Genomic DNA, 26,791 nt, shown 5'->3' with positions numbered 1-26,791 from the left:
GGCTCCGGCGGCTGCGCCGCACGCCGCCGACCCCACGGTGCCGCCCAGCCCGCGGAAGAACAGCGCGAGGGAGGTCGCTTTGCCCACGTCGCGCGGCTCCACGGCGGTTTGGGCGGCGATGTTGGTCATGGGCATGTTCGCCCCGATGCCGAATCCCAGCACTGCCGACGAGCACGCGAGCTGCACCATGCCGGTCGCGGGGCCGACAAGGCACAGCAGCATCGCCCCAGCGCCCAGCACGAGGAACCCGACGCGGCTGATGGTGCGCATCCGCCCGTTCGCGCCGAACACCCGCCCCGCCAGCGTGCTGCCTACTACGAGCGCCAGCGTCATAGGGATCGTGGCCAGCGCCGAGGCGGTCGACGTGAGCCCCAGCCCCTCCTGCACGAACCGCGGCACGAACATCACGCCGACGAGCAGGGCGAACTGCGAGCAGAACCCCATCGCCACCGCCCCGTTCACCTGCGCGCAACGGAAGAATCGCACCGGCACGATGGCGTGGTCGCGCCGCCGTTCCACCAGTACGAGCAGCGCGATCATGGCGGCCGCGAGCGCGAGCAGCCCGAAGAACGGCGCGGAGAACCAGGCGAGGGCGCTGCCCGTCAGGCTGAACGCAAGCGTGAGCGGCACGATGGCGGCGGCCGCGCACAGGGCGCCGGGCAAGTCGAACGACCGTTCCGCATGAGCTTGCTTGCCCGGGAGGAACCGCACGACCAGCACGAGCGCCGCCACGCTCAACGGCAGGTTGACCAGGAAGATCCAGTGCCAGCCCACCGTATCGGCGATCAGCCCGCCGGCCAGCGGCCCTGCGATGGAAGCCAGGCCGTACATGGACGAGAGGATGCCCATGTACTTCCCGCGCACGCGCGGTTCGAACAGCTCGGCCATCGCGATGAACACGCCGGCCTCCACGAGGCCCCCGCCCGCACCTTGCACGGCGCGCCACGCCGTGAGCGCGTCGATACCGTTCGACAGCGCGCAACCCGCCGATGCGACGGCGAACACGCTGATACCGCATGCGAACACCCGCTTGTGGCCGAAGCGCGTCGCGCATGCGCCGCACAGAAGCGTCGCCAGCGTGCAGGTGAGCAAGTAGGAGGTGAACGGCCAGGTGTAGTGGTCGAAGCTGCCCAGGCCGGCGGCGATCTTCGGCATGGCGGTGCTCACGATGGTGGCGTCGAGCGCCGCCATGAACAGGCTCAGCGCCAACCCTCCCAGCACGGCGGCGGTAGGGAAGGGCTTGCCTTCGGCCCTCTGATCCCATGTTTCCATATCTTTCTCCTATCTTAAATACTACTATCAATGATAGTTACTGGTTAAAAAGAAACCGGTTGTCGAACCGGTTTGTCGGCGATGCGGGGGGATCGTCGGATATCGCCCGCGAAGGGACGGCGTTGCGGGGACATAGTGCGAACGAATGTTTCACGTGAAACATTCGTTCGCACTATGCAGACATCAGCCTTTGCCGTACAGTTCCTGCTCGAACCGTGCGAGATGATCGGCGACGAGACGGTACGTGTCGGCGCACAGCTCCATGGTGGCCCGCGCCTCGAGACGCTCGTAGGAGGGGATGAGCCCGTCCACGTGCTCGGCTGTGCTGCGGTGCGTCTCGATCAGCCCGTCGATGAGCGCGCGGCCGGTATCCTCGTCCACGAGGCCGATGTTCGCCAAGACGGGCAGGAAGCCGAAGTCGACCCGCGCGGGCAGCGCGGCGGCCTCGTCCATGAGATCGGCGAAGCGTGCCCGCCCCTTGTCCGTGATGGTGTACACCGTCTTCTCGGGCATCTCGCCTTCCTTGACGACGGTGCCGTCGGCATAGCCTTCATCGCACAGGCGGATGACGTTGCGGTACACCGACGGCGAGCTGATGCGTATCCAGCGTCGGATGTTGCGGTCCTCCATCGTCTTGTCCATCTCGTACGCGCTCATCGGGCGCTCGATGAGCGCGCCCAAAATCATGATCTCGATCGAATGGCTGGCCATTTTCCGGTTCCCTTTCGGCTCTCGCTGATAAGGGACATACTATCACTGATAGTATAAAACGCAAGAGGGGTCTTTGGGAAGATTACCGATGGAGGGCGCGAGCGTTCGCACGCCACTCCCGGGGCGAGAGGCCGCACCGGGCACGGAACGCTTCGGAGAAGCTGCCCTGACGGGAATAACCCACGCATGCGGCGATAGCGGCCAGGGACAGGTCGGTGGTCTCGAGCAGCTCGCAGGCGTGATGCATGCGCACATCGCGCGCGTATTCTTGCGGCGTCATGCCGCAGGATAGCCTGAACAGCTCGATGAGCTTGCTCGTTCCCACGCAAACCGCGCGACAGAGCTCCTCGGTGGTGACGGGGTGTGCGAGGTCTTGCTGGATAAGGCGTTGGGCAGCCGCCACTGCAGCGACATCGTCTGCCGAGAGCGCAACGGGCGCGCGGCCGTATGCGAGCCGCCAGTCCACGATAAGCGCGCACGCTTCCACCACCTTGCTCTCGTAGAACGCCTCGGCCACGACGGCGCTCGGCCGGGCTCGCCGCATGTCGTCAAGCAAGGAGGGCAGCCCGGCGGGGCAGGACGTGCCATCGAGCGCGGCGATTGCCGAGCTCAGCACCACGGGATCGCAATGCAATCGCAGGCTGACGTCCCGCAGCGCCTCGGGCAAGAGTGCGACGAACGTCTCGCTCAGCCTCGCTCCGCCCTGCACCCGTTGATGGTAGGGGGCGTGCTTCCAGGCATGCCCCAGCACGGTGCGGTCGGGTAGTGTTGGTTCGATTCCCAGGTAGGGGAGCATCTCATGGCTGTAGGAGCCGAAGTAGAAGCAATCGGCCGCGTCGCAGAAGAATCCGCCCTCCTCGCGAAGTGCAAAGTCGAACGCGCCCACCGCTAGGCGGTCGCCGATGGGGAAGTACCAGAAAGAGCCCTTGCCGACCGCCGGGTCGATCAGCCACAGGAGCCCTTGCCGCCCGTGTGCGGCCGCATCGACCAGCACACCGCCGAGCTGCCGAATTTGCGGCTCGAACAGCGTGTCGATGCCCGTGTCGGCCTCACGGGCCGTTTCGGCGCGATTCTTGAAGTTTTCGGAGGGATTGCGCATAGGGCCCTCCTCCTTCCCGCGCCTCCGAGAGACGCTAACATAGTTAACCATGGATAATAATACTACTACAAATAGGGATCCGGGAAAACCGTCTGCCTATGGCGCGAACACAACGCCGTCATTCGCCTGCACCGCCACCTTGGAGTCCGCGGGTGCGCCGGGGCCGTTGCAGGCAAGCGGCGGGGCTGCCGCGAAAGTATCGGTGCGGGCCCGTGAAAGGGCTGCGGCGGTACCGCCCGCGCATTGCATCGATCCTCGTGTTTCGTTGATTTGCATCCTGTTGATCAGCCTGTCCACGTTCGCTTCCGCATCGGTGGCGGTTGAGTTGGCGGCGGTGGGTGGGTGCGCGCTCGCCGGCATCTGGTGCGGGCGGCTCTCATCGGCCCTGCGCTGGGCGGCGGTCTGGGCGGTGCTTTTCGTCCTCTGCTGGCTGTGCGCGCACTCCGGTGTGGTGCTCATGGCCGTGGGCGCCTCGTTCGCGATGGTGCGCCGTATGTTGTGCGCCTTCATGATGGCTGCGAACATGGTGGGCACCACGCGTACCGGGGAGCTCGCCTACAGTCTGCAGCGCCTCGGCCTGCCGAAGCGGGTGTCGGCGGCGCTGTGCGTGATGCTGCGCTTCGCTCCCACGCTCGGCCAGGAGTTCGGCGCGGTGCTCGATGCCATGAAGGTGCGCGGCATCGCGCTCTCGCCGGCACGCGTGCTGCGGCATCCCGTGCAGGTGATCGAGAACCTGCTGGTGCCGGTGGTGGGACGTGTGGGTATCGTGGCCGATGAACTGGCGAACGCGGCGGCCGTGCGCGGCATCGACGCACCGAATCGGCGCACGAGCTACTACGAGCTGCGTATCGGCGTGGTTGATGCGCTGCTGCTCGTGTACTTCGTTGCGCTTGCAGGCGTATCCGTGGCGCTGGGTGCAGGGGTGCTGGCATGACGGCGCCGCAAGCCCCGCGCGACGGTGCGGCCGTGGAATTCCACGGAGTGGCGTTCTCCTATGCCGATGCGGAGGGAAACCTGTTCGAGCCGGTGCTGAAGGGCGTGAGCCTGTCCGTCGCACGAGGACAGTGCGTGGTGGTGACGGGTTGTTCCGGCTGCGGGAAGACCACGCTCATGCGCCTCGTGAACGGTCTGGTGCCGCAAGCCTACGATGGGGAGCTGTCCGGCACGGTGTGCGTGCTCGGGCAGGATGCGGCCGACCTGGGCATCGAAGGGCTCTCGCTGCGCGTGGGCTCCGTGTTCCAGAATCCGCGCAGCCAGTTCTTCAACCTGGACACCACCTCGGAGATCGCCTTCGGGTGCGAGAACGCGGGCCTGCCGCACGACGAGATACGCCTCCGCGTTCGCAGCGCCGCGGCCGACTTGGGTATCTCCCATCTGCTCGACCGTGACATCCGGGAACTTTCCGGAGGCCAGCGCCAGATGGTGGCCATTGCGTCGGTGCATGCGCTGGGCCCGGAGGTGTTCGCCCTTGACGAGCCCACGGCCGCACTCGATGTGGCCTCCATGCGCACCCTTGCGCACCTCGTTCGTCGCCTGAAGGAGCTAGGGCGCACGGTGATCGTCTCCGAGCACCGGCTATGGTGGCTGCGGGGAATAGCAGATCGGGTGGTGCATATGGAGGACGGGCGCATCGCTCACGATTGGGCGGCTGCGGAATTCGAGCGCCTGCCCGTGCGCGAGCTTCACCGGATGGGCCTTCGGGCCTGGCGCATCGAGGATGCCTGCGCCGAAGGCGCGCCGACGGACGGGCAGGACCCGTCGCTCCCGTGCCCGGTACGCGCCGTCTCTGCTGCGGCACTCTCGTTCAGCAACCTGCGTGCGGGCTACCGTCGCGGTGACGATGTGCTGCGCGGGGCCGCCGGTGCGTTCGCGTCCCGGCGCATCGCGGCTTTGGTGGGAGGCAACGGCGCAGGAAAGTCGACGCTTGCGCGCTGCTTGGCCGGGTTGCATCGCGAACGTGCGGGGCAGGTGGCGCTCGAGGGACGATCGGCTCCGTGTCGCAAACGGGCCGGCCAGGTGTTCCTGGTTATGCAGGAGCCCGGTTACCAACTGTTCGCCCATACGGCCGCATGCGAGCTGGAAGCTGCTGCGGCTCGTCGTCTCGGCCGCGGCGAGGCGGCCCGGGCGGCGGCTGGCGAGGCACTCGACCGTTTCGGCCTCGCGCATCTGGCCGAGCGGCACCCGCTGTCGCTCTCGGGCGGCGAGCGCCAGCGACTGGCCATTGCGGCCGGCGTGCTGCAGGGGGCCCGCGTGCTGGTGCTGGACGAGCCCACGAGCGGGCTTGACTTCGGCAACATGCAGGCCGTGGCCAGAGAGCTTTCGCGTGTGCGCGACGACGGCACGTGCGTGGCGGTGATCACGCACGACTATGAGTTCATCGTCGCCGCATGCGACGAGGTGGCCGTGATGGCCGGCGGTCGCGTGAGCGTCCAGGAGCCGCTTGCGCGGGCGAACCTGCCCGCCGTGCGCCGCACGCTCGGTTTCGACGGGTGATGCACCCGCGCATTTCGGCATTACTTCCGATGAAAGGAGTTCTTGTATGGAATCGACAGCAACAAAAGGGCGCGCGCCCGCCCGCAGCACCCGGCTTACCGGTCGCGACTACGTGGTGCTCGCCGTCTTCGGCGTGCTTCTGTTCGCGGTGTTCATGGTCTTCTCGATAGTGTGTTCCCTCAGCGCCACCACGTCCTGGTTCACCCATGGGGTCGGCGCTGTTCCGGCCGGTATCGTGTGGATGTACGTGCTGGCCCGCGTTCCCAAGCGCGGTGCGGTAGCGCTCATGTGCCTGCTGGTGGCGCTGCTCGGCCTGGTGATGGGCATGTTCTGGACAGGTCCTCTGGGCATCGCCCTTGGCGGCGTGGCGGCCGAGCTCGTGTTGGGCGCGCCGGGCGAGCGCACCGCCTTTCGCCGCGTGGCGGCGTTCGTCGCCTTCGTCGTGTGCTTCTGGGCGGGGCATGTCTCGCTTGTCTACCTCACGGGCCAGGCGTACGTGGACATGGTTGTGGCCTCGGGCATGACGGCCGAGTACGGCCAGCAGCTCGTGGACTTCATGTACGGTCCGCTCGCCTTGGTGGCGCTTGCGGTTGCCGTGATAGGTCCCCTTGTCGGCGGTCTATTGGGAGAGCGCGTGTTCAAGAAGCATTTCGCGCGGATGGGCGCCTAGGCGCATCGAGGCGAGGCGGCGCGGCCTTGACAGGCTGCGCTCGAAGAGAGGAAGGAGGCATCATGGCAGAAGCAACAGCGGCGGCTGGCGCGCCGCACGGAGCCGTCGGCTCCGGTGGGGCGACTCCATCGGCAGGCGGCTCTGCCGCAGCAGGGGCGGGATGCGGGGGCGAACCGGCAGCTGGTGGGGCGATGCCTGTGGCGCCGCCAAGTCCCAAAGATGCCGTCGGACGCCTGCTCGGGTTCGCAGGCTCGCGCAAGAAGCTCGCGGTGCTGGGGTGCGTGCTTGCGGGCGTTAACGGCGTCTTCGTGGTCATGCCCCTGGTGTGCGTGTGGTTCGTGCTGCGCGACCTCGTAGCCGTGGCTCCCAACTGGAGCGCTGCGGAGGGGCTCGCCTTCTGGGGCTGGCTTGCGTTCGCGTTCTCGGCAGCGGGCCTGTTCGTGTACTTCGCGGCGCTCATGTGCACGCATCTGGCGGCGTTCCGCACGGCGGCGAACATGCGCAAGCAGGCGCTCGGCCACCTGGCCTGCGTGCCGCTCGGCTACTTCGATTCCCATGCCTCGGGGCATCTGCGGCGTGTGGTGGACGGCTGCGCCGGCCAAACCGAGGACGTGCTCGCGCACAAGCTGCCGGACTTCGTGGGATCGCTCGTCACCCCGGTGGCGTTCGTGGCGGTCATGTTCGCGTTCGACTGGGTCATGGGTCTCGTGTGCCTCGTTCCCATCGCCGTCTCGGCGCTCATGATGTGGTGGATGATGGGGCGTCAGGCGAAGAACGACGGCATGCCGTTCATGATGCTCTATCAAGACGCGCTCAATCGCATGAACAAGGCGGCCGTGGAATACGTGCGCGGCATCCCCGTGGTGAAGGTGTTCCAGCAGACGGTGCATTCGTTTCGTGCATTCTCCGAGGCCATCATGAGCTATCGCGACATGGCCTACCAGTACTCGAAGTCGTGCCAGCGCCCCCAGGTCGTCCAGCTCGTGGCCATCAACGGCACGTTCGCCGTGCTCGTGCCCGCAGGCATCCTTTTAGCGCATGCGGCGGGCGATTTTGCGGCGTTTCTGACGGACTTCCTGTTCTATGCGGTGTTCTCGGCTATTACCACCACCATGATGACGAAGGTGATGTACGCGAGCGAGGCCGTGATGATGGCGCAGGACTCCGTGCGTCGCATCGACGAGATACTCGCGACAAGGCCGCTGGCGGAGCCGTCGGCGGTGCGGGCCAGGCACCCGCGCGATGCCTCGATCTCCTTCGAGCAGGTGGGCTTCGCGTACCCCGGCGCTTCAGGAGATGCGCTGGTGGATATGAGCTTGGAGGTGCCCGCCGGCTCCACGGTGGCGCTCGTGGGACCTTCGGGCGGCGGCAAGACGACGGCCGCCAGCCTGGTGCCCCGCTTCTGGGACGCGGGTTCGGGCCGCGTGCGCGTGGGAGGGGTGGACGTGCGCGACATCCCCGCCGCCGAGCTCATGGCGCAGGTGGCCTTCGTGTTCCAGAACGACCGCCTGTTCAAGGCGTCACTCTTGGAGAACATCCGCGCTGCGCGCCCGGGTGCCACGCGTGCGCAGGTGGAGGCCGCCGCCCACGCCGCACAGTGCGATGACATCGTGGCGAAGTTCCCCGATGGCCTGGACACGCAGGTGGGTGCGGAGGGCGTGTACCTTTCGGGCGGCGAGTGCCAGCGTATCGCGCTCGCGCGCGCCATTCTGAAAGACGCTCCCATCGTGGTGCTCGACGAGGCCACGGCCTTCGCCGACCCGGAGAACGAGGCGCTCATCCAGCGCGCCTTGGCGAGGCTCTGCGCGGGCAAGACGGTGCTCATGATCGCGCATCGGCTGTCCACCGTTATTGGAGCCGACATCATATGCGTGCTGGACGGGGGCCGGGTGGTCGAGCGCGGGCGGCACGACGAGCTGGTTGCGGCCGGCGGCCTGTATGCGAAGATGTGGGACGATTACCGCACGTCGGTAACGTGGAGGATCGAAAGGAGCGGCACCCATGCTGCGTGACAAGTTCGCACTGACCGAACAGGGAGCGCGCGATTTCAAGCGTGGCGTGGGGGCTGCGGCGCTGGCCAACGTCGTGCTCATGGCGCCCATCGGCGTGCTGTTCACGGTTACGGGCGCGTTCGTGGCCCACTTGACCGACCCATCGCAACCGCTGCCGGAGCTCGGAGCGTACCTGCTGGCCATCGTCGCGGTGCTCGTCGTCATGCTGCTCACGCAGAACCTCGAGTACGACAGCACCTACAACGTGGTGTACAACGAGAGCGCCCGCAAGCGCATCGGCCTGGCCGAGAAGCTGCGGCAGCTGCCGCTGTCGTTCTTCGGGCAGCGTGATCTGTCCGATCTTACGAGTGCGGTCATGAAGGACTGCGCCGACCATGAGCGCATGTTCTCGCATGTCATGCCGCAGCTGTTCGGTGCGGCCATCTCGACGGCGGTGGTGGCCGTTTGCCTGGTCGCATTCGACTGGCGCCTGGCGCTGGCGGCGCTGTGGCCCATCCCGGTTGCGGTGGCGGTGCTGCTATCCACCACGCACCTTCAGCAGGCGGCGGGACGCGCTCGCAACGAGGCGAGCCTCGAGCTTGCCGACGGTATCCAGGAGTACCTGGAATGCGCCCGCGAGATCCGTGCCACGAACCAGGTTCCGGCGTTTCTCGAGCGCGTGGGCGAGCGGGTGGACGCCTTCGAGCATGCGAAGATCAGGGTGGAGCTGACCGCCGGCGTGAGCGCGTCGTCGGCCCAGGCGCTTCTGCGGCTCGGTATCGGCACCACGGTGTTGGCAGGCGCGCTGCTCATTGCGGACGGGCAGGTGGACTTCATGGTGTTCTTCTGCTTCCTGCTGGCGGTCACGCGCGTGTACGACCCGGTGAACGTCATCCTGCAGACCATCATCGAGCTGCTGGACTTGCGCCTGAACATCGCACGGCTGCAGGCTATCGAGGAAGAGCCTGCGCAAACGGGTACGACCGAGTTCAAGCCGGCAGGCCACGACCTGACCTTCGAAGGCGTGTCGTTCTCCTATGGCGAGGGCGAGCGCGTGCTGAGCGACGTGACGTTCACCGCACGGGAAGGCGAGGTGACGGCATTGGTGGGGCCCAGTGGCAGCGGCAAGTCCACCGTGGCCAAGCTAGCCGCGCGTTTTTGGGACGCCGACGCTGGGCAGGTGCGCGTGGGAGGCGTGGACGTGGCGGGTGTGGAACCGGAGGCGCTCTTGGCGGACTACGCGGAGGTATTCCAGGATGTGGTGCTGTTCGACGATACGGTGATGGGCAACATCCGGCTCGGCCGGGCCGACGCCTCCGACAAAGAGGTTCTCGCCGCTGCCCACGCCGCGAATTGCGACGAGTTCGTGCTGCGCATGCCGCAGGGCTACGACACGCCCATCGGCGAGAACGGAAGCCGTCTTTCGGGCGGCGAGCGCCAGCGCATCTCCATCGCCCGCGCCATCCTGAAGGATGCGCCCATCGTGCTGTTGGATGAGGCCACGGCTTCGCTCGACGTTGAGAACGAGACGCAGGTGCAGACGGCGCTCTCGCGACTTCTGGCGGGCAAGACCGTGCTCGTGATCGCGCACCGCATGCGCACCGTGGCGAACGCCGACAAGGTCGTGGTGCTGAAGGAGGGCCGCGTGGTGGAGGAGGGCTCGCCGGCCGAGCTCATGGCACACGAGGGCGGCTTGTACCGCCGCATGGTGGAGCTGCAAACCGAAGCCGCCGGATGGTCGCTGGCGTCGTAAGCGGCGCCATGCGCCCTGTCCGCGCATGGCGCTCGATCGCATGATGCAGAAGGATTCAGCGCGGCGGCCCGAGAGCTGCCGCGCAGTGCTCACCGTCGAGATGCGCGGCGGTTTCGACGGGCTGCCGCGCTTGCTGCGAGCGCCCCGGCGGCCAAGAGCGCGATGCCGGCAACGACGGTGGGTATCGCGCTGTCGCCTGTTGCAGCGAGAAGCTTGGCGTCCGATGTGGGAGGCCGGGAGTCGGGCGTCGGAGGTGCCGGCTCGGGAGCGGGCGCGACTACGGGAACGCCGCTTGCGGTGAGGAGCAGCGGGCCGGAGGCGGCACCCTTCTTAATGGCGACGGCGCCAGTTGCCGCATCGTAGGTGTAGTCCGTGCCTGCCGCGAGTTTCGGCCCATCCGCACTTCCAAGGCTCACGGCGATCGCGTCTGGCAGCTGGTATCCTTCGGCGGCCTTGAGCATGAAGCAGTTGATCTCCTCGCTGTCCTTCTCAAACGAGGCGACCAGCTCTGCATTCGCGGTTTCCGCTATTGAAAGCCCGGTGAGCGCGGTGTGCACGGGGAAAGTGCTCGCGCTCACCGTCCCGCCTTCGCAAATGATAGGAAGCGCGAAGAAGCCGCCCTCGATGGCACCCCGGTTGGTCACGTCGCTAAGGAACGTGCCGCCCGAGATGGTGCCGATTTCCTTGTTGGTCACGCGGAAGGAGAACGCCCCGTCTTCGATAGCATCATAGTTGGTCACCGTGCCCTCGAACGTGCCGCCGGTGATGGCGGCCGCGTTGTAGTCGGGGTCGGAATCACCGTTGGTGACGAGGCCCTTGAACGTGCCGTTCGATATGGTGCCGCCGCCGGTGGTGGTGCCTTCGTCGTTGCTGGTAACGGAGCTGGTGGAGGAAAACATGCCGCCTGCGATGATTCCTCCGCTGAGGATCTCGCCGCTGAACGAGCCTCCCTCAATGGTTCCGAAGTTGTCTATATTCGCGCTGAACGTGCCGCCTGAGATGATGCAGGACTTGTTCTGGCCAGGCTCGAATCGCGTGTTGCCGTTCTGTATATAGGCGTTAAACACGCCCTCGCCCTCGATGGTTCCACTGTTGTTGACATCAATTTTGAACTCGCCGCCGCTCACAACGCCTTCGTTTCGCAGGCCGTTGTTGTAGCCGCCGTCGTTGAATGCGCCGTCCGAAATGACGCTGCCTTCGTAGTTGTACACGTAGTTGCTGAACGTGCCGCCGGCGATGATACCCGCTCCTTCCCCTTCGTCCGATCCATTGAACACGCTTTCTTCGAACGTGCCGCCTTCGATAGTTCCAAAGTTATACACGCGAACGCTTAACGTGCCGCCTTCGAGCGTGAACGCGTAGCCCGCTTGAAGGGTGAGCTTGTCGTTCTCGTACGTCCACCCGTCGCCAGACGCATCCACGGGTACGCCATTGGCGCCGACCTCGATGGTGACGGGGATTGGATCTCCCGGATCCGCCAGCGCGATGCCGGGTGCAAGCGAGCAGGCCAAAACCAGTGCTGTAACCAATGAGAGCAGGCGTTTCCTCATGGGGACCCCCTTCAAGAGCGTTGACCTTCAAATGCTAGCATGGGGGAGGGGACTGCCGTTTTCCGGATCGAACTCGGTCGACTTCACTGCGAAATCGGCAAAGTGCTTCCCTTTGCCGCTCCGATCGGCGGACGAAAGGAGCAGCACGGATAAAGAGCTGGACGAAATCGGAGGCTGTGGCATCGTGCCCTCATAGCGGGCGAAATGCGAATCCGTATGACCTGGGGAAACATTTTTGCCGGTTGTGTGCAGAGGGCTCGTCGAGGCAATTACGCCGCCACAGCCTCTGGTTTCGTCCATGATGCTATAGCTTATAGAAAAGGCTCGGCAGGAGAGGTGTTCCTGCCGAGCCTGCGGCCGCAAAGGCGGCCAAGCCTGCATGCGCATCCGGTCGCCGCCCTGCGCGAGGCGACCGGATGCGCCTCGCGCAGGGCGGTTGCTCCCGTCCGCGCCCCCTGCGTCCGAAACGGGACGCTGTCCCCGCTCGCGTCGCTCGTTCCCGCGTTCCGTCTAGATCGACGACGCCACGGCCTCGTCGTCGGGCAGGGCTGCGGCCTCTTCGGCTCGCTCGAGCTTGGTCGGTCCCTGGCCCTCTCCGCTGCCCGTGGCCAGCGCCTCGTCGCCGCGCTCGGCCAGGTACTGCTCCATGGAGTAGTGGGTGATGTCGGATCGGTTGATCACGCCTACCACCTGGCCCTCGTCGAGCACCGGCACCTTCTTCAAGTGGTTCTCGCCCAGCACGCGGCACACCTCGGGAAGGTCGGCGTGCACGTCCACGCCGATGATGCCCTTCGCGCCGATGCTCAACGCCTGCATGCCCATGAGCTCGTCGAGCTTGCGGGCGAAGTCCTTGTTGCCGCCGTCGGTGTCCACCGTCTGCATGATCATGACCACGGGGTCCATCATCATGGTCGAGCGCTTCGACAGGTAGCGCATGATGTCGCCGTCGGACACGAAACCCACGGCCTTGCCCTCGGCGTTCACGAGCGGCGCGGCGGAGATGTGCTTGTCCACCAGCAGCTTCATGGCCTCGGCCACGGTGGCGTTCGAAGGCAGCGTGAACACGTCGCGCTTCATGATGGACTCCAGCACGGTGCGGCGCGCGTTGTCGGGGTCTTTGGCCGCCGACTCGCCGGGGCGGTTCTTCACCAGCGCAACCACCATGACGAAGCCGATGAGGCAGAGCACGCCCGCCACGGCGAACGCCACGTCGATGCCGAAGAAGCTCGCGGCCTGCTCGCCCATGGCCGGGGCGCTCGCGTTCGTGGCGATGGTAGACGCCGACACGATGATGGCCGTGCCCAGCGATCCCGCCACCTGGCGGAACGTGTTGTTCACCGAGGTGCCGTGGTTCACCAGCTCGTTGCTGAGCGCGTTCATGCCCCAGGTGGTGATGGGCATGTTCACCAGCGACAGCGAGAACAGGCGCACCGTGTACAGCACGGTCAGCGTGATGAGGCCCATGTTCGGCCCCAGGAAGCAGAAGCAGAACGTGGTGAGCGTGAGCACGCCCATGCCCACGAGCGCCAGCACGCGCGGCCCGTGCTTGTCGAACAGGCGGCCGGCGATGGGGCCCATGGCGCCCATGATGATGGCGCCGGGCAGCAGCACCAGGCCCGACACGGTGGCCGAGTAGCCCATGAGCGACTGCAGGTAGATGGGAACGAGGATGCCGGCGGCGAGCAGGGCGCCCTGCACGAGCATGCCGATGACGGTGGCAACGAGGAACTTGCGGTTCTGCAGCACGCGCACCTGCAGCATGGGCTTCTCCATCTTGAGCTGGCGGCGGAAGAAGAACACGAGCGCCACCACGCCCACGAGCGTGCCGGCGATGGCATCGACGCGCAGCCCGTACGAGCCGATGGTGGACAGGCCGTACAGGAGGCCGCCGAAGCCGAGCGACGACAGCACGACGGAGGGAACGTCGAGCGTGACGTCCTTGTTCGTGTCGCCGCCCTTCTGCAGCACGAACGCGCCGATGACGACGACGGCCGCCGACAGCGCCGTGATGATATAGAACATGTCGTGCCACGTGGCGCGGTCGATGATGATGCCGGCTGCCGTGGGCCCGATGGCCGGGCCGAACGCGATGACGATGCCGAACAGGCCCATGGCCGTGCCGCGCTTGTCGACGGGGAGCGTCCACATGAGCACGGTCATCACGAGCGGCATGAGGATGCCGGCGCCCGCAGCCTGCACGAGGCGGCCGAGCAGCAGCACGGCGAAGTTCGGTCCCCAGCCCGCCAGCGCGCTGCCCGCGGTGAAGATGACCATGGACACGAGGAAGAGCCGCTTCGTGGTGAAGCGGTCCGTCAAGAACGCCGTGATCGGGATCATGATGGCGTTCACGAGGGTGAAGCCCGTGGTCAGCCACTGCGCCGTGGACGCGTCGACGCTCATCTCGGCCATGACCGACGGCAGCGCCGGCGCCACGACGGTCTGGTTCAAGACGGTGACGAACGTGCCGAACACGAGCACGGCCAACATGATTATCTGCTTGCGCGACAAACCCATATGCTTTGCTTCCTTCCAATGAGACACATGCTGCCGCGAACAAAGGCGCCCTCGAGCGGGCTTCCGCCCGTCCTCGAGAACGCCTTCATGCGCGGCTGAGGTAATTTACACCCAGTATAAATATTCATTCGGTAGATGAAAAGCGAGACGGTTGAAACTTGTGGTACCCTGCATGAAAACGGCACATCATCGTCAACAGGAGGTTGCGCGCATCGTGGAGCAGGGGCAGGAGAAGGCATCGCCGGAGGGGCTTCGGTACCGCAAGAAGCTCAAGGCGCGGCTTGCGGTGGAGCGCGCGGCACTGGAGCTGGTCATCGAGCGCGGCTACGACGGCGTGACCGTGGAGGACATCTGCGCCCGGGCCGAGATATCCAAGAAGACGTTCTTCAACTACTTCCCCTCGAAGGCCTCGGTCATCATGGGGCGCATGGACGCGTTTCCCGACGACGAGCGTTTGCTCGAGATACTCGTGGAGCATGACGAGGCGTGCTATCTCGACGTGCTCGTGGGCGTGGTGAGCACCACCGTCTCCGCCGGCGTGGACGACGAGATCGAGGGCCTGCGCCGCGAGGCGCTGCGCTCCATGCCCCAGCTGTTCTTCCACGGCCAGCGCGACCTCCTGGCTGTGCAGTGCTCCATTGCCGCTGCCTTGCGATCCTATCTGGGCGAACATCCCGAGCGCCGCATGCTGGCGGGCGGCTCGGTTGAGGAGGAGGCGCTCGTGGCGTCGTCCACCGCCATCGGCCTGGCGCGCACGCGCTCCATGCTGCACGTCTGCGGCGAGGTGGCGCCCACGTCCTCCGAGACACGTCGGCTCGTCATGGCCTACCTGTCCGCGGGCGATCAGGCCTGATGCACTGATGCGGCAACAGCCGCACCACGGCTCGAAGCTGCTCGCGTCCACTGGAGACGCGGTCTCGGCGAAAAACTTCTTGACAGCGCCCCGAAGCGTTGTGCTAAAGTATGCGCCACAACTTAATAGCTGAAACCGATGAGGCGAAAGTCAAGCCATCATGAGCACTCACAGAGAGCGGGCGCAGCTGGGATTCCCGCAGTAAGCTGGATGGTAAATGGTTCGCCGAGGGAAAGGGGAAAGGAAGGCACGGCGAGCACGAGGCCGAACCGACCGAGTATCTGGACCGTGAGCCTGCGTTAAGGGCAGAACATGTGTTGGCATGTTCGTGAGAGGGTTCTGCATCGCAGAGCCAATAAAGGTGGCACCGCAGGTTACAACACCTGTCCTTTATCTCAAAGGACAGGTGTTTTTTTATGCGGCGCACAAGGCGGCGGCAGCCGCGCACCTTTGGAGGCGAAGCGGCGCGTTTCTCAACCGCGAAGCTCGTGCCGGCCAAACGAGACGCCCCGGGAGGGGCACAGACCGGCGGGAACGCCGCCAAGAAAGGATTGAGGAACATGGAACAGCAGATCAAGCGCGAGGTTGCAACGCAAACGGCCGCGGCGGGCAAGGCGGCAGCGCCGCGCAAGCGCGACGTGGCGGCAGCTCCCAAGAAGGCGGGCCTCACCACGCAGGATCTCATCCTCATCGCCGTGCTGCTGGCAGCCGGCGCCGTGCTCAAGCTGACGGTGGGGTCGCTCCTCTCGTCGATGGGCATGAAGCCGAACTTCATCATCGCCATGTACTGCCTGGCCATCATACTCACGCGCCCGAAGCTGGGCCAGGCGCTTATCATCGGGCTTCTGGCGGGCCTCATCTGCCAGATACCCCTGCTGAACGCCACGCCGCTGCTGAACATCCCCTCCGAGATCCTCGGTGCGCTCGCCTGCGGCCTGCTCATCAAGGTGCCCATGAGCATCGGCGGCAAGCTCGATCTGAACCCGCTTGTGAATACGTTCATCTCCACCGTGGTGTCCGGCGGCACGTTCGCCCTGCTGTCGGTCTACATCAACGTGGTGTCCACCGGCGGCGACGTCATGGTGGCATTGGCCACGTACGCGGCCATCGTCCTTGGTACGGCCACGTTCAACTGCATCCTCGTGCAGGTGCTGGCCATGCCGCTGAAGAAGGTGCTGAAGCGCTAAAGGGGGGGGTTCCGCGGGCCCACGGCCCGCGGAACCTGCCGATGCTGCGGCCGGTCGTGGCACCCGATCTCGCGGCGAGGCCGAGGACTCGCGTACCGAAGTGCGCTTCGCCCTCGCCCTCCCCACGATCTCGGGCACCACGACAGTCCTCGCTGACTTACTAGCGCCAACCTGCGATTCGACGAAGAAAGACGACTTCCCATGATCGAAATCTCGAACTTCTCATTCCAATACCGCGAGGGGGCGACTCCGGTGGTGCAGGGCATCGACCTTGCCATCCCGGACGGCGCGTTCGTCGGGATCACCGGCGCCGCCGGCTCGGGCAAGTCGACGCTCACCTACGCGCTGAACGGCATCATCCCGCACTGCTATCCGGGCGACTTCTACGGCTCGGTGGTCGTGGACGGGCTCGACACCTGCGACGTCGCGCTGACCGACGTGTCGCGGCTGGTGGGCAGCGTCTGCCAGGACGTCGACAGCCAGTTCGTCACGTCGGTGGTGGAAGACGAGATGCTCTACGGGCTGGAGAACTTCGGCGTGCCGCGAGACGAGATCGAAGGGCGCCTCGAGCAGGCTTTGGACGACATGGGTATCGCCGATTTGCGCGACCGCACGATCACGTCGCTGTCGGGCGGGCAGAAGCAGAAGGTGGCCATCGCGTCCATCCTGGCGCTGAACCCGCGGGTGCTCGTGCTGGACGAGCCCACGGCCGAGCTCGACCCGGCCAGCTCGCGCAGCGTGTTCGACCTGCTGGCACGCTACGCGCGCGAGCACGGCGCCACGGTCGTAGTGGTGGAGCAGAAGATCGCGCTCCTGTCGCAGTACGCCGACATGCTGGTCATCGTCGACGAGGGGCGCATCCGCTTCGCCGACGCGCCCGCGAAGGTGCTCGAGCATTCGGGCGAGCTCGAGCGCATCGGCGTGAACTGCCCGCGCTCGACCACGCTCATGAACCGTTTGCGCGCCGAGGGCCTCTACCAGGGGCCGTCGGTCCGCAATGTGCGCGAAGCGCGCGAGGCGTTGGAGGAGGTGCTCGCATGATCGAGTTCAAGGACGTGCACGTGTCCTACGAGGCATCGGCCCCTATCCTGAAGGGCGTCAACTTCGCCATCCGCGACGGCGAGTTCGTCGCGTTCGTCGGCACGAACGGGGCGGGGAAGTCCACCACGATGCGCCTGATGAACGGCTTGCTGAAACCCGATGCCGGCCAGGTGCTCATCGACGGCGTTTCCACGGCGGAGCTGCGCACGAGCGAGCTCGCGCGGCGCGTGGGCTTTTTGTTCCAGAATCCCGACCGCCAGATCTGCTGCACCACGGTGCGCGAGGAGCTGCTGTTCGGGTTCCGTGCACTCGGGCAGGCGGGCGCCGAGGCCGATGCGCGCGTGGACGCCATCATCGAGGAGTTCGGCTTCGATCCCGATGACGACCCGTTCCTGCTGAACCGCGGAGCGCGCCAATTGCTGGCGCTCGCGTCCATCGTGGTGCTCGCGCCGCCGGTGGTGGTGCTCGACGAGCCCACGACGGGCCTGGACTACCGCGAATGCGAGAAGGTCATGGCCATCATCCGCCGCATCCACGAGCAGGGCGCCACGGTGATCATGGTGTGCCACGACATGGAGGTGGTCGCCGACTACGCGACGCGCTGCATCGTGATGAGCGACGGGCGCGTGGTGGATGACGCTCCCACGTTCGAGGTGCTGCGCAACCGCGATACGCTCGAGCGCGCCTCGCTCGTCCCGCCGCAGATCGTGGATCTGTCGCTTGAGCTGGGACGCGCGATCCCCCGGCTCGCGGACGCGCCCGTGGGCAGCGCCAACACGGTCGACGAGATGCTGGCCGCCGTGGTCGAAGAGGCCCGAGGGGCCCAGGATGAGGAGAGGAGCGTGTCGGCATGAGCGCGTTTCTGGAATACGTGCCCGGTACCAGCCCGCTGCATCGTATGAACCCGGTGGCCAAGCTGGCCGCGGCGGCGCTGTTCGCCGTCGCGTGCTTCTGCTCGAGCAACCTGGTGTTCTTGGCCGTGCTGCTGGCCTGCGGGTTCGCGCTGGCCGCGACCTGCGGCATGCTACGTCCCGCCGTCGGCTTGGCGAAAGCGGTGTTCGCGTTCTCGCTCATCTTGACGCTCGTCCAGATCCTCACGACGCCGACGGGTGCGGTGCTCGTGGCGCTGCCGTGGGGCTACATCGGCACGGGCAGCCTGCTCGCGGCGCTCACCACGGTGGTGCGCCTCGTGGCCGCGGCCATCCCGCTGTTCCTCGTGTTCTACGTCACCAAGATGAACGACATCACGAACGCCGTGGTGAAAGTGCTGCACGTGCCGTACAAGTACGCGTTCACGTTCACGTCCACCATCCATTTCATCCCCCTGTTCATGAACGACATGAAGGGCATTATGGAAGCGCAGACCGCGCGCGGCGTGGAGTTCGACGCGGGCGGCATCGTGCGCAAGGTGCGCCTCATGGTGCCGCTGTGCGTGCCGTTGCTGGTGTCGTCGGTGCGCAAGACCAACAGCGCCGCCATCGCCGCGGAGGTGCGCGGCTTCAACCTGCGCACGGCGTCGAGCGGCTACAAGGAGTACCCCTTCGCCGCCTTCGACGTGGCGGCGATGGCGGCTGCGGTCGCGCTGGTCGTGTGCGCGGTGGCGCTGGGGATCGTGCTGTAGGGGCGCGGGGGCGGGGCGTTAGCCGGCGAACCGCTTCTCGCGCATCTTCTTGAAGTACGTTTTCGTGAATTCCTTGGTGCCGTTGAAGAAGCGCAGGTCGTTGGGCGAGAGGTCGCGGTTGACGCGTTTCAATTCGAGCAGTTCCATCGTGCAAAGGAAATCGGCGGCTTGGAACAGTCGGTAGTCGACAGGGTGGACGCGACGGATGTCCACCGCGTCATATGAGGAAATGGGACTCCAGATTGAGAAGTGGCGGAGAGAGCCTCCGCCTTCCTGTCGGGCCCGGATCTTTCGACCAGCCCGAATATCTGCATGATACAACGCCGAAGCATCGGGCGCAATCGAAGAAACGGTGGAGATTGACTGACGGAAACGACCTATAGGGCGGCGGTCTCGCAGGTGTTTAGTAAGGGATGACGCAGAGTCGGCATGGCCGCGCTCGACGCGCTCGGGGCCGCTCTCGACGCCTACGACGCCGCGGAGGCGTGAGGCGCGTCGCGCACCGACTGCGCAACGGGCTCCCAACAAGTGCGCTGAAGCGCCCCTTCCCGCCTTGTCGGGGAGGGGGTGTCCTCTACGATGGGTGGAAACCCCTCCCATCGGAAAGGACGCCGCCCATGCTCACCATCGGATGCCACCTGTCGGACCGCGACGGCTACCTCGGCATGGCCAAGGCAGCCGTGTCCATCGACGCCAACACGTTCCAGTTCTTCACGAGAAACCCGCGCGGCGGCGCGCAGAAGGCGCTCGACCCGCACGACATCGCCGCGTTCGAGGACTATGCGCCCGAGCACGGCATCGAGGTGATCCTCGGATACGCCCCCTACACGGCGAACCCGGCCAGCGACAAGCAGGCCGAGCACGATTTCACGATGATGGTGCTGGCCGAAGACCTTGCGCGCATGGCGGAAACGCCGCAAGCGATGTACACGCTGCAGCCCGGCAGCGCGCTTGGGAAGCCGGTGGACGAAGCGCTGGCGAGGGTTGCCGCAGCGCTGAACGACGTGATCACGCCGTCGCTGGGGACGCCCGTGCTCGTGCAGACCATGGCGGGCGAGGGCACGCAGGTGGGCAGCACGTTCGAGCAGTTGGCGAGCATCCTCGACCAAGTGGAGCTCGACGACCACGTGGGCGTGCTCTTCGACGCGTGCCGCGTGTGGGGCGCCGGCTACGACATCGTGGACGACCTGGACGGCGTGGTGGATGAGTTCGACCGGGTCATCGGCATCGACAAGCTGCGCGCCATCCACCTCAACGACTCGAAGGACGCTCTCGGCTCGCGCAAGGACCGCCATGCGCCTATCGGCGAGGGGCGGATCGGCTTCGACGCCCTGGCAGGGCTCGTGAACCATCCGAAACTGCGCGACGTGCCGTTCTACCTGGAGGCGCCCGACGCGACGCTCAAGGAGTACGGCGAGGCCATAGGGAAGTTCCAGAAGGCCCGTGCCTCGGCTTGAGCTCGCCGCTCCATATGCTACTATATGCGTCACGATTAAACCACCGGAAAGGATACGGCCCATGTTCACCATCGGATGCCACCTCTCGAGCGCAAAAGGCTACCTCCACATGGCGAAGACGGCCGTGTCCATCGATGCCAACACGTTCCAGTTCTTCACGCGCAACCCGCGCGGCGGGCGCGCGAAGGCCATCGACCCGAAGGACGTGGCGGCATGCGCGGCCTATGCGCCCGAGCACGGCATCGAGCGCATCCTGGCGCACGCGCCCTACACGCTGAACCCCGCCTCCGACAAGCAGCAGACGCGCGACTTCGCGCTCATGGTGCTGGCCGAGGATCTGGGGCGCATGGAGGAGACGCCGCACCAGCTGTACAACATGCATCCCGGCAGCGCCACCGGCCAGACGCACGAGGAGGCCATCGCGAAGATCGCCGACGCGCTCAACCAGTCGCTTCTGCCGCACCAGACCACGACGCTGCTCTTGGAGACGATGGCGGGGAAGGGCAGCGAGGTCGGTGGCACGTTCGAGGAGCTGGCGGCCATCATCGCGCAGGTGGATCTGGACGGCCACGTGGGCGTGTGCCTGGACACGTGCCACGTCTGGGACGCCGGCTACGACATCGTCGGCGACCTCGACGGCGTGCTCGACGAGTTCGACCGCGTGATCGGCCTCGATCGCCTGCACGCCATCCACCTCAACGACTCCCAGAACGCGCGCGGCTCGCACAAGGACCGCCATGCGCGCATCGGCGAGGGGCAGATCGGCCTCGAGGCGCTCGCCGCCGTCACGAACAACCCGCGCCTGCGGGACCTGCCGTTCTACCTGGAGACGCCCAACCCCGAGCTCTCCGGCTTCGCCGAGGAGATCGCGCTTCTGCGCAGCGCGCACGAAGGATAGGCCGCGCGCCTACTCCGCGCATCCCTCGTGCGGCTCCAGGACGGCGCCGTCCAGCTGGCGGTCGGACTCGGCCCTGGGCACGGGGCGCGAGTACAGGTAGCCCTGTGCGATGACGCCGTCGTCCAGCTGCAACAGCATGGCCGCCTGCTCGCACGTCTCCACACCCTCCACGACAATGGTCACGTGCAGCTTCTCGGCGATGCCCACCACGCCCTCGAGGATGGCCCGGCTGCGCTCGCCGCTCTCGCTGCTCATGAGGAACGTGCGGTCCAGCTTCAGCACGTCTATCGTCAGGTCCTGCAACGTGCCCAGCGACGAGTAGCCGCTGCCGAAGTCGTCGATGGATATGCGGAAGCCCAGGTCCTTCAGCTGGCGGCAGATGGCCTTCGCGCGCTCCAGGTCCTCCATGACGATGTTCTCCGTCAGCTCCAGCTCTATGAGGTCGACCGGCACCGCGTACTCGTCGACGATGGCCCTCACCCTCTCGGGAAACCCGTCCCGCTGCAGGTGCAGGCGCGAGAAGTTGCATGCGATGGGCACGACGGGCAGCCCTTGGGCCAACCGCTCCTCCAGGCGGGTGCAAGCTTGGCGCAGCACATGCAGGTCGATCTCGGTCACGAAGCCGTTCTTCTCGAACAGCGGGATGAAGTCGTTCGGCTGCACGATGCCGCGCTGGGGCGATTCCCAGCGCACGAGCGCCTCGAGGCCGACGATGCGGTTCGTGGCCAGCTCGACCTTCGGCTGGTAGTAGGCCGTGAACTCGCCCTGCTCCAGCGCGGTGCGCGCCAGCGCCACCACCGCGCGCTCGGCCACGTCGCGATCCTTCATGTCGGCCGTGTAGAGCGCCGCCTCGCTCGCCGACGTCTCGCCCACGCTGTCGCGCGCGTAGCGGGTGCAGTCCATGAGCTCGGCCAGGGCCTGCGCATCCAGCCGGCGCGACCCGTCCGGACGCTCCACGATGCAGGCGCCGGCGTGCAGGAGCAGGCGGTGCGAGTGGGAGCGCAGCACGTCCAGGTTGTTGAAGCGGCGGTCCAGCTCCGCGAACTGCTCGAGGAAATCCTCCCAACCGTTCCACTGCACCAGCACCACGAACTCGTCTGCAGTGATGTGCGCGTGGTGCTCGCCGTCGCGTTCAAGCTCGCCTAAAAGCTGGTGAGCGCCTTCAGCAGCCGGTCGCCCTCCGCATAGCCGAACGCGGCGTTGAAGCTCTTGAAGCGTACGATGTCCAGGTACACGATGGCGTGCTCCCCGCTGCCGGCATGCTCGAGCACGCCGGCAGCACCCGTGCGGAAGCGGGCGAGCGTCCAGCCGCCCGTGAGCGGGTCGGTGAAGGACAGCTCCTCGATGTGGCGCGCCGTGCGCAGCTTCGTGCGGCCCAGGTAGAGCGCGCCGGCCAAGAGCACCCCGAACAGCGCCACGAGCCCCGAGATGATCTGCAGCGGGTACTGGCGCAGGAAGTCCAGCGGCGTGGTGGGGTGGACGGCCAGCGAGCTCTGCGACACCCAGGTGGTCATCTTGCTCTCCGCCGTGTACTGCACGCAGCGGTCAAGCACGCTCAGCAGGCGCGCGTCGGCGGTCCCCGCCACGCCGATGCTCATGGCGTTCGTGTAGTCGGTGACGGTGGTGACGGTAAGCGACTCGTACTGCGATTCGGCCAGCAGGTAGTTCGCCACGTGCGTGTCGGCATAGGCTGCATCGGCGGCGCCCGTCAGCACGGCATTGACGCACTGCTTCGGCGTGTCGAAGTACAGCACCTCGTCCCCCACGTGCTGGCGCTCCATCTCGGCAGCCAGGGCGAAGCCCCGCGGCAGGGCGATGCGCGAGCCTTCGGAGGGGGAGTTCGGCCCCACGATGAGGGCCATGGGGTCGCGCAGGTAGGGGCCGGTGGTGGACACGATGCCCTTCGTGGCCTCGTCGGCGTCGCGGTCCACGCCGGCCACGAGGTCCACCTCGCCGCTCTCCACCATGGCGAAGGCGTCGTCGTGGCGGTCGACGGGCACGAACTCGAACGTGAGGCCCGTCACGCGCGAGATGTCCTCGAACAGCCGTGCCGCGGCGCCGTCGAACGCGCCCGTCTCGGGGTCGGTGTAGGACAGCGGCATGCGGAACGCGTCGTAGGCCACCCGCAGCGTGGGCGCGGATGCGAGGTAGGCGTACTCGTCCTCGGTGAACACGGGATCTTGGTCGGTGTTGATGCCGAAATAACGGTTGTACAGCAGCGTGGAGAAGCTGGGGTCGCGCAGCTGGAGGCGGTTCATGGCGGCGGTCAGCTCCTGCTCGAGCACGGCGCGGTCGAGCGGGAATGCGAAGTGGATGGGCTCGGGCGAGAACTGCGCGATCGTGCGGAAGCGCGAGTTGCTTCCCAGGTAGGTGATGGCGATGGCGTCGAGCGTGCCGTCGTCGAGCGCGCCCAGGAGGTCGTCTGTCTCCAGGAGCTCCACCACGTCCACGTCGAAGCCGTTGTCCTGCGCGTACTGCGCGAACGCCCGGGCATCCTGGCTGTCCTCGATCACCCCCACGCGCATGCCCGAGAACGCGGCGAAGTCCTCGTAGGCGTAGCGCTGATCGTCAAGGCGCACGTTGAGCGTGGTGTAGATGCTGCACATGGGCTCGGCCGAGAACAGCATGCGGTCCGTGCGCTCCTCGGTGTAGTACACGGCGGGGAGCAGGTCGATCTCGCCGCTCTCCAGCGCATCGTAGGCTTCGGCCCAGCCGGTGAAGTCCACGTACTCGTACGTCCAGTCCACGTAGCGTCGCAGCTCTTCCAGGTAGTCTATGTTGTAGCCTGCGAGCTGGCCGGCCTCGTCGTACGACATGTAGTCGCCGTCCTCGTAGCAGCCCACGCGCACGATGCGCCTGCTGTCCGCCGGGTCCTCGTCGGCGAAGGCGGGCATGCCGAAGGCTCCCGGTAGCGCAAGCAGTGCCGCAACGAGTGCGAGCAGCAAAAGCGGCAGGGGCATCCCATTCCGATGCCGGTTCCGCGCGTCTTCTCCTCCGTGTGCTATGGCCCGCTCCGATCCGCTCCGACGCATTCTCCTGCGTCCTCGCTCGTACGATACCATATTTGCGCGGTTGTGGAGCCAAGGCGAGGGGGCGGCGTACGGCCCGCACGCGAATCGCAGCGCTGGGAAGCGGAAAAGAAATGGCCGGTTCGTCTCCGAACCGGCCATCAAGTTGATGGTGGAGCTTAGGGGGATCGAACCCCTGACCTCATGGCTGCCAGCCATGCGCTCTCCCAGCTGAGCTAAAGCCCCGAAAAAGTGCGAAACCTAGTATAACGGAAGCGCGCACAGGGTCAAGCATCATTTTCAAGAATTTCCTCGTTTTCGGAAGATGGCGAGAACGAGCGCCTCCGATTGTCCACGTACGCGCGCAAATCGTGCACGTTGTGCACATCGAGTTTCGCATAGATACTGTGCAGATGCGTCTTCACCGTGTTGGGCGCGATGAACAGCGCCTCGGCCACGTCGGCGCGCGACTCGCCCGCCACGATGCGCCGCAGCACCTCGAACTCGCGCTGCGTGAGGCTGAAGTCCTCGGCGACGATCTGGCAGGCGCGATGGGCGTTCGTGCCGTCGTCGGGGCCGCCCGGCCGCACGAAGCCCCAGCCGGTACGCAGGTTGGCGGCGTTGGACAGCAGCAGGGCTGCCATGACGAAGCAGAAGGCGGCGGTGCACAGCAGCGCGTTCCAGCCCACGCCGCCCGGTAGCAGCTGCAGCAGGGCGGCTCCCAGCACCGCCCCCAGCGTCCGTCCGGCCATGAGCGAGGTGGTGGGGCAGGCCGCCACCCAGGTAGCCGGTTGGCGGCAGTTCTTGATGAGGTACGATCCCAGCCCCCACAGCACCAGGTCGAGGTACAAAAACCCCGTCACCTGCATCACCGCGCCCGGCGCACCCAGCGGGGCGCCCGCGATGCCGGCGCACAGCAGCCCCAGCCCCACGAGCGGGAACCCGATCTGGTACACCGAGCGGTTGAAGTCGAGCTTGCATACCAGCATCGTGGCCAGGGTGAGCATGGCGGCCAGCAGATAGCCCGCCACGTTCCATGCGGGTGCGAACGGCCCGCCGACGCACGCGAGGGCTACGAGCAGGCCGGCGGCGACGCCCTGGGCCACGGAGGTGACGATGAACCGGTAGGGAACGAGCACCTCGGCCTCGGGCTCCTCGAAGCGCGTTTTGCGGGAGCGGTACACGTTCCGCCGCGCGCGGCTGAACGAGGCGGCAAGCACGAGCGGCAGCGCGAACGCCGCCATCCAGCGCCCCTGCGGCACCGGCAAGAGGGTCAGCGCCAGGTAGAGCAGGCCGGCGGCGAATGCGGCGGATACGCCGAACGTGAGCGTCTGGGTCATGCCGAGGGCGCCCATAATGCGCGCCATCTCGATGTGCACGCCGATGAGCCCCGCCGCCACCAGCGCGATGCCCAGCCCGCGGCACGCGGAAGCCAGCGCCGCGTTGCCCACGCCGCCCAGCTCGCGCAGCAGCAGCAGGAACAGCCCGAGCATGAGGCAGGCTATGAGCAGCCCCAAGTACCAGCTGTGGTCGTGGAACGTCAGCCGGCGGAACAGCATGGCGAAGGCCAGGCACACCAGGGAGCAGGCCAGGAACAGCAGCGTGCAGGCGGGCAGCGCCAGGCCGCCCACGACGAACGTGCCCGGCAGCAGGAACGTTTCCATGAGCAGCAGCACCGCAAGCAGTTTGTAAGAGGTCAAAGCGATGAACAGGGAGGGGATGGTGCGTACGCCGAGGGCCATCCTTCTCAAGTCGCTTTGCCGGTAACGAGCGCGCTCCATAATAGCCTCCTTGAGAGAGCGTGCGGCCGGCTTTGCGCTTGGAACATCCCCATCCCATACGCGACGGCGTTTATTCAACTGGTTCCAGTATACGACACGGCGCGCCCACGCGCCTCAAGGTTTCGGTTTTCCGGCAAGGCGGCGGCTTGCCCTATAATAGGGGGGAGAAAAGGAAGCGAGGCGGGCCGCCGGGGAGAAACCGAGGCGGCCCGCTGGCATGAGGCGCATGGGCGCGGGCGGAGGCGGCATGGCGGCAGATCGGGGAGCGACGGCACCAGGGGGCGTGCGCCGGATGGGCGGGGCGCAAACGCGCGTGCGGCCGGCACCGCTCGGCGCGGACGGAAAGCCCATGTCGGTATGGCAGGTGTGGCTCAAGCGCCTGTGCGTTGTCATGATCGTATGGGCTGTGCTGGAGCTGGTGTTCGGCGCGGCGTTCTGGGCGGTCGGGTCGGTGGCGGATGGCGTGCGGGTCGCCGGCGTGGAGTTGCGCGACATCGCGGCCGCCGTGGGGGCCACGGCGCTTGTGGGCGCGGTGTTCAACCTGGCCATCGGGCTGTTGGGCATCCGCGGGGCCAAGAACCCCTACAAGATCACGCTGTTCTTCTGGATAACGCTGGCCGACGCGGTGCTCACGGCCTGGGCCATGGCCAGCAACCTCTCGTCGGGCATCGTCGACGTCACCGGCATCGTGAGCGGGCTGTTCATCATCGCGCTTGCCGTGTGCACGTGGCAGGTACGCGGCCAGACGGGCTACTTCGACGATCATCCCTAGGGAACCGCTGATTAATTTTCGGATTCGGCTTTTTCGCAGGGCAGGCACCCCGCGCCTGCCGCTCGATCGCGGCGTTCTCCCGGCTCTACGGCAAGCACGGGGCGCCCGCCCTGCGAAGCA

21 protein-coding genes and 1 tRNA gene are annotated in these 26,791 nt (G+C 66.4%); 13 read left to right on the top strand and 9 right to left on the bottom strand.

Annotated elements, in window-relative coordinates; genetic code table 11:
* From GPA_RS09415 to GPA_RS09405, 3 genes are all read right to left on the bottom strand, one after another.
* Positions 1–1,272, bottom strand: a 1,272-nt coding sequence (locus GPA_RS09415) for an MFS transporter (protein WP_049784099.1), incomplete at its 3' end; no start/stop codon positions are given.
* A gap of 183 nt (positions 1,273–1,455) precedes the next feature.
* Positions 1,456–1,983 carry a PadR family transcriptional regulator gene (locus GPA_RS09410; protein WP_015539728.1) on the bottom strand — a complete coding sequence of 176 codons (528 nt, stop codon included), beginning with the start codon at positions 1,981–1,983 and terminating at the stop codon, positions 1,456–1,458.
* Positions 1,984–2,065: 82 nt separating this feature from the next.
* The gene (locus GPA_RS09405) at positions 2,066–3,082 is read right to left on the bottom strand and encodes a helix-turn-helix domain-containing protein (RefSeq protein ID WP_015539727.1); all 1,017 of its coding nucleotides are present in this window, start codon (positions 3,080–3,082) and stop codon (positions 2,066–2,068) included.
* A 49-nt stretch (positions 3,083–3,131) separates the two neighbouring features.
* Here GPA_RS09405 and GPA_RS09400 point away from each other — a divergent pair, with 49 nt between their 5' ends.
* The 5 genes from GPA_RS09400 to GPA_RS09380 all read left to right on the top strand — a co-directional run bounded on the left by GPA_RS09400 (position 3,132) and on the right by GPA_RS09380 (position 9,989).
* A complete protein-coding gene (locus GPA_RS09400; RefSeq protein ID WP_083809030.1) occupies positions 3,132–4,016 on the top strand; it encodes an energy-coupling factor transporter transmembrane component T family protein in 885 nt (294 codons plus the stop codon).
* A 32-nt stretch (positions 4,017–4,048) separates the two neighbouring features.
* Positions 4,049–5,575: an ABC transporter ATP-binding protein gene (locus GPA_RS09395; RefSeq protein ID WP_041240335.1), complete on the top strand. Its 1,527-nt coding sequence runs from the start codon at positions 4,049–4,051 to the stop codon at positions 5,573–5,575.
* Between the two features lie 46 nt (positions 5,576–5,621).
* Complete coding sequence (locus GPA_RS09390) at positions 5,622–6,245, top strand: MptD family putative ECF transporter S component (RefSeq protein ID WP_041239398.1); 624 nt, start codon at positions 5,622–5,624, stop codon at positions 6,243–6,245.
* Positions 6,246–6,436: 191 nt separating this feature from the next.
* Positions 6,437–8,257 carry an ABC transporter ATP-binding protein gene (locus tag GPA_RS09385; RefSeq protein ID WP_015539725.1) on the top strand — a complete coding sequence of 607 codons (1,821 nt, stop codon included), beginning with the start codon at positions 6,437–6,439 and terminating at the stop codon, positions 8,255–8,257.
* Complete coding sequence (locus GPA_RS09380) at positions 8,247–9,989, top strand: ABC transporter ATP-binding protein (RefSeq protein WP_015539724.1); 1,743 nt, start codon at positions 8,247–8,249, stop codon at positions 9,987–9,989. Before GPA_RS09385 ends, GPA_RS09380 begins: the two co-directional genes overlap by 11 nt.
* Positions 9,990–10,078: 89 nt before the next feature.
* Here GPA_RS09380 and GPA_RS09375 read toward each other — a convergent pair whose 3' ends face one another.
* Both GPA_RS09375 and GPA_RS09370 read right to left on the bottom strand, forming a co-directional pair.
* Complete coding sequence (locus GPA_RS09375; protein ID WP_041239397.1) at positions 10,079–11,539, bottom strand: hypothetical protein; 1,461 nt, start codon at positions 11,537–11,539, stop codon at positions 10,079–10,081.
* A gap of 510 nt (positions 11,540–12,049) precedes the next feature.
* Positions 12,050–14,053 (bottom strand): MDR family MFS transporter, encoded by a 2,004-nt coding sequence (locus GPA_RS09370; protein WP_015539723.1) that lies wholly within the window; start codon positions 14,051–14,053, stop codon positions 12,050–12,052.
* A 172-nt stretch (positions 14,054–14,225) separates the two neighbouring features.
* Here GPA_RS09370 and GPA_RS09365 point away from each other — a divergent pair, with 172 nt between their 5' ends.
* The 7 genes from GPA_RS09365 to GPA_RS09335 all read left to right on the top strand — a co-directional run bounded on the left by GPA_RS09365 (position 14,226) and on the right by GPA_RS09335 (position 21,110).
* The gene (locus tag GPA_RS09365) at positions 14,226–14,906 is read left to right on the top strand and encodes a TetR family transcriptional regulator (protein WP_015539722.1); all 681 of its coding nucleotides are present in this window, start codon (positions 14,226–14,228) and stop codon (positions 14,904–14,906) included.
* 560 nt (positions 14,907–15,466) lie between these two features.
* Complete coding sequence (locus GPA_RS09360; protein WP_015539721.1) at positions 15,467–16,093, top strand: tryptophan transporter; 627 nt, start codon at positions 15,467–15,469, stop codon at positions 16,091–16,093.
* A gap of 201 nt (positions 16,094–16,294) precedes the next feature.
* The gene (locus GPA_RS09355; RefSeq protein WP_015539720.1) at positions 16,295–17,134 is read left to right on the top strand and encodes an energy-coupling factor ABC transporter ATP-binding protein; all 840 of its coding nucleotides are present in this window, start codon (positions 16,295–16,297) and stop codon (positions 17,132–17,134) included.
* A complete protein-coding gene (locus GPA_RS09350) occupies positions 17,131–17,988 on the top strand; it encodes an energy-coupling factor ABC transporter ATP-binding protein (protein WP_015539719.1) in 858 nt (285 codons plus the stop codon). Before GPA_RS09355 ends, GPA_RS09350 begins: the two co-directional genes overlap by 4 nt.
* Positions 17,985–18,755 (top strand): energy-coupling factor transporter transmembrane component T family protein, encoded by a 771-nt coding sequence (locus GPA_RS09345; RefSeq protein ID WP_041239395.1) that lies wholly within the window; start codon positions 17,985–17,987, stop codon positions 18,753–18,755. Before GPA_RS09350 ends, GPA_RS09345 begins: the two co-directional genes overlap by 4 nt.
* 617 nt (positions 18,756–19,372) lie before the next feature.
* Positions 19,373–20,212: a deoxyribonuclease IV gene (locus tag GPA_RS09340; RefSeq protein WP_015539716.1), complete on the top strand. Its 840-nt coding sequence runs from the start codon at positions 19,373–19,375 to the stop codon at positions 20,210–20,212.
* Positions 20,213–20,273: 61 nt separating this feature from the next.
* A complete protein-coding gene (locus GPA_RS09335; RefSeq protein ID WP_015539715.1) occupies positions 20,274–21,110 on the top strand; it encodes a deoxyribonuclease IV in 837 nt (278 codons plus the stop codon).
* A 9-nt stretch (positions 21,111–21,119) separates the two neighbouring features.
* Here the strand turns inward: GPA_RS09335 and GPA_RS20150 are convergent, their stop codons facing one another.
* The 4 genes from GPA_RS20150 to GPA_RS09320 form a co-directional block, all read right to left on the bottom strand.
* Positions 21,120–22,196, bottom strand: a complete 1,077-nt coding sequence (locus GPA_RS20150; protein ID WP_049784094.1) for an EAL domain-containing protein — start codon at positions 22,194–22,196, stop codon at positions 21,120–21,122.
* Positions 22,197–22,252: 56 nt separating this feature from the next.
* Positions 22,253–24,070 carry a transporter substrate-binding domain-containing diguanylate cyclase gene (locus tag GPA_RS20145; RefSeq protein ID WP_015539714.1) on the bottom strand — a complete coding sequence of 606 codons (1,818 nt, stop codon included), beginning with the start codon at positions 24,068–24,070 and terminating at the stop codon, positions 22,253–22,255.
* Positions 24,071–24,288: 218 nt separating this feature from the next.
* Positions 24,289–24,364, bottom strand: a tRNA-Ala gene (locus tag GPA_RS09325).
* Between the two features lie 41 nt (positions 24,365–24,405).
* Positions 24,406–25,899 (bottom strand): helix-turn-helix transcriptional regulator, encoded by a 1,494-nt coding sequence (locus tag GPA_RS09320; protein ID WP_041239394.1) that lies wholly within the window; start codon positions 25,897–25,899, stop codon positions 24,406–24,408.
* A gap of 349 nt (positions 25,900–26,248) precedes the next feature.
* Between GPA_RS09320 and GPA_RS09315 the strand changes: the two genes are divergently transcribed.
* A complete protein-coding gene (locus tag GPA_RS09315; protein ID WP_227155728.1) occupies positions 26,249–26,671 on the top strand; it encodes a hypothetical protein in 423 nt (140 codons plus the stop codon).
* Positions 26,672–26,791 lie beyond the last annotated feature (120 nt).

Origin of the sequence: Gordonibacter pamelaeae 7-10-1-b, from assembly GCF_000210055.1 — a bacterium.
In the GTDB taxonomy this organism is placed as follows: domain Bacteria; phylum Actinomycetota; class Coriobacteriia; order Coriobacteriales; family Eggerthellaceae; genus Gordonibacter; species Gordonibacter pamelaeae.
The sequence above is the reverse complement of the archived record's forward strand: the minus strand, read 5'-3'. Positions and strand labels throughout refer to the sequence as shown.

Bases quoted from the DNA above. Each gene is read 5' to 3' on its own strand.
- GPA_RS09370 (WP_015539723.1), bottom strand. From the start codon at position 14,053: ATGGGTTTGTCGCGCAAGCAGATAATCATGTTGGCCGTGCTCGTGTTC.
- GPA_RS09320 (WP_041239394.1), bottom strand. From the start codon at position 25,899: ATGGAGCGCGCTCGTTACCGGCAAAGCGACTTGAGAAGGATGGCCCTC.
- GPA_RS09410 (WP_015539728.1), bottom strand. From the start codon at position 1,983: ATGGCCAGCCATTCGATCGAGATCATGATTTTGGGCGCGCTCATCGAG.
- GPA_RS09355 (WP_015539720.1), top strand. From the start codon at position 16,295: ATGATCGAAATCTCGAACTTCTCATTCCAATACCGCGAGGGGGCGACT.
- GPA_RS09380 (WP_015539724.1), top strand. From the start codon at position 8,247: ATGCTGCGTGACAAGTTCGCACTGACCGAACAGGGAGCGCGCGATTTC.
- GPA_RS09350 (WP_015539719.1), top strand. From the start codon at position 17,131: ATGATCGAGTTCAAGGACGTGCACGTGTCCTACGAGGCATCGGCCCCT.
- GPA_RS09360 (WP_015539721.1), top strand. From the start codon at position 15,467: ATGGAACAGCAGATCAAGCGCGAGGTTGCAACGCAAACGGCCGCGGCG.
- GPA_RS09315 (WP_227155728.1), top strand. From the start codon at position 26,249: ATGTCGGTATGGCAGGTGTGGCTCAAGCGCCTGTGCGTTGTCATGATC.
- GPA_RS09405 (WP_015539727.1), bottom strand. From the start codon at position 3,082: ATGCGCAATCCCTCCGAAAACTTCAAGAATCGCGCCGAAACGGCCCGT.
- GPA_RS09400 (WP_083809030.1), top strand. From the start codon at position 3,132: ATGGATAATAATACTACTACAAATAGGGATCCGGGAAAACCGTCTGCC.
- GPA_RS09390 (WP_041239398.1), top strand. From the start codon at position 5,622: ATGGAATCGACAGCAACAAAAGGGCGCGCGCCCGCCCGCAGCACCCGG.
- GPA_RS20145 (WP_015539714.1), bottom strand. From the start codon at position 24,070: ATGCCCCTGCCGCTTTTGCTGCTCGCACTCGTTGCGGCACTGCTTGCG.
- GPA_RS09365 (WP_015539722.1), top strand. From the start codon at position 14,226: ATGAAAACGGCACATCATCGTCAACAGGAGGTTGCGCGCATCGTGGAG.
- GPA_RS09385 (WP_015539725.1), top strand. From the start codon at position 6,437: ATGCCTGTGGCGCCGCCAAGTCCCAAAGATGCCGTCGGACGCCTGCTC.
- GPA_RS09335 (WP_015539715.1), top strand. From the start codon at position 20,274: ATGTTCACCATCGGATGCCACCTCTCGAGCGCAAAAGGCTACCTCCAC.
- GPA_RS09345 (WP_041239395.1), top strand. From the start codon at position 17,985: ATGAGCGCGTTTCTGGAATACGTGCCCGGTACCAGCCCGCTGCATCGT.
- GPA_RS09375 (WP_041239397.1), bottom strand. From the start codon at position 11,539: ATGAGGAAACGCCTGCTCTCATTGGTTACAGCACTGGTTTTGGCCTGC.
- GPA_RS09340 (WP_015539716.1), top strand. From the start codon at position 19,373: ATGCTCACCATCGGATGCCACCTGTCGGACCGCGACGGCTACCTCGGC.